This window comes from Chryseobacterium contaminans (assembly GCF_001684955.1).
Taxonomy (GTDB): domain Bacteria; phylum Bacteroidota; class Bacteroidia; order Flavobacteriales; family Weeksellaceae; genus Chryseobacterium; species Chryseobacterium contaminans.
On the sequence record NZ_MAYF01000203.1, the window covers coordinates 1 to 1597 of the forward strand.

Here is a 1597-nt window from a genome sequence, read left to right on the forward strand (position 1 = left end):
CAACGATCTAACTTTTGCCAAGACACAAAAAGAATTTTATTAGCCATGAATGCACGAATAAAAAATCATTCGTGCATTCATGGCGATTAAAATGAGATGGTTCAAAATAGTATTACTCAATTTCATCGGAAATGAAATCCTTGCGCCTTAATAAACATTATGAAAGAAAAAACTTGTGCCTTTGCGTTTTTCAACAAACATTAGTATCTTATTTCATTAAGAATCTTTCTCAGCTCTTCCGTTTCTTTTTCCGTTAAAGGCTTTAAAGGATTTCTCAAATAACCGCTTTCCTCACCCAAAATATCCAATCCTGCCTTAACTGCTCTGGGTAACCCTTTAGCCACAATAAACTTCAACAATTCAACCTGTTTGTAAAAAATATCCTGAGCCTTATGCAATTGATTCTCCTGAATGGCTTTATAAAGATCAAGATTCAATTCCGGGATAAGATTGGGTGCCGCGGTGCACCAGCCAATTGCTCCTGCAGCAAAAGCAGCCAATGCCAATGGATTGGAACCATTATAAAATGCTACATCTTCGCCCAGTTCCTTGCGTAAATAATGCATTCGCTGTACATCTCCCGTACTTTCCTTAATCATGGTTACATTAGGAATTTCAAGAAGTCTTTTCAAAAGAGCCGGAGACATGTCTACTCCACCGGTTGCAGGATTATTATAGGCCATAATGGGAATGGAGATTTTGCTGGCTACAGCATCATAATGAGCTATAATTTCATCATCAGTCAGTTTCCAGTAACTCATCGGGATAATCATAACAGCATCTGCGCCTGCTTTTTCTGCAAATTGTGCGTGGTGTATCGTTTTCTCTGTAGTAAGGTTAGAAACGCCTATCAGTGTTGGAATTCTGCCATTGACCTGTTGTATAGTAGCTTCAGTGACGGCTTCTTTTTCTTCGTCTGATAAATAAGGCATCACACCGGCGCTTCCCAGGGAGGCAATTCCATGACTTCCGGAAAGTATTAATTTTTCAACCATCTCTTTAAAAAGCGGAAGATTGATGGTATTGTTTTCATGAAACGGAGTGATGGGATATGCGATAATTCCTTTAAATGGAACGTTTTTCATATATTCTTGGTTTAAAATAATAATTGTTTTGTTGTAATGCAATTGAAATAAACTGACAGAAAGTAGTAAACCGGGGTATTTTAAAATGAAAAAACTGAAGTATCTGTTTTACTACTTTCTGCCAGCTGAAGATTAAAGGTCTCTACCCTCTTCTTCTCTCAGGGCTACTCCTAAATTCTGAAGCTGTGGTGCATTTTCACAGGCAATATATTTGGCAGGCTCATTATCACTTAAATTTTGGTGTTTATGCCAGGCCCATGATGGAATATAGACGGCATCTCCGGCTTCCCAATGCACTTTTTCATCTTCCACTTCTGTCCAGCCTTTTCCTTCAAGTACAAATAGGACGGTTTCATAAGTGTGACGGTGTCTGTTGGTCTGTTGCCCCGGAAGGAGTCCACCAATCGTCATACTCACATTTTTACTTGGAAGATCTACAAAGAAAACCGGATGCTTTCTTTCGGTTGAAAACTGATTGTGTTCACCTGCATTTTCTACATTTTTATGAATTA

Annotated in this window: 2 protein-coding genes; both read right to left on the reverse strand. The window is 38.6% G+C overall.

Going from position 1 to position 1597, the window contains the following annotated elements:
* Nucleotides 1–200: 200 nt before the first annotated feature.
* Nucleotides 201–1085: a dihydrodipicolinate synthase family protein gene (locus tag BBH99_RS11700; RefSeq protein WP_066695725.1), complete on the reverse strand. Its 885-nt coding sequence runs from the start codon at nt 1083–1085 to the stop codon at nt 201–203.
* 132 nt (nt 1086–1217) lie between these two features.
* On the reverse strand, nt 1218–1597 hold a 380-nt coding region (locus BBH99_RS11705), incomplete at its 5' end, for a cupin domain-containing protein (RefSeq protein ID WP_066695727.1).

Coding starts and splice junctions, on each gene's coding strand:
- BBH99_RS11700 (WP_066695725.1), bottom strand. CDS start 1,085: ATGAAAAACGTTCCATTTAAAGGAATTATCGCATATCCCATCACTCCG.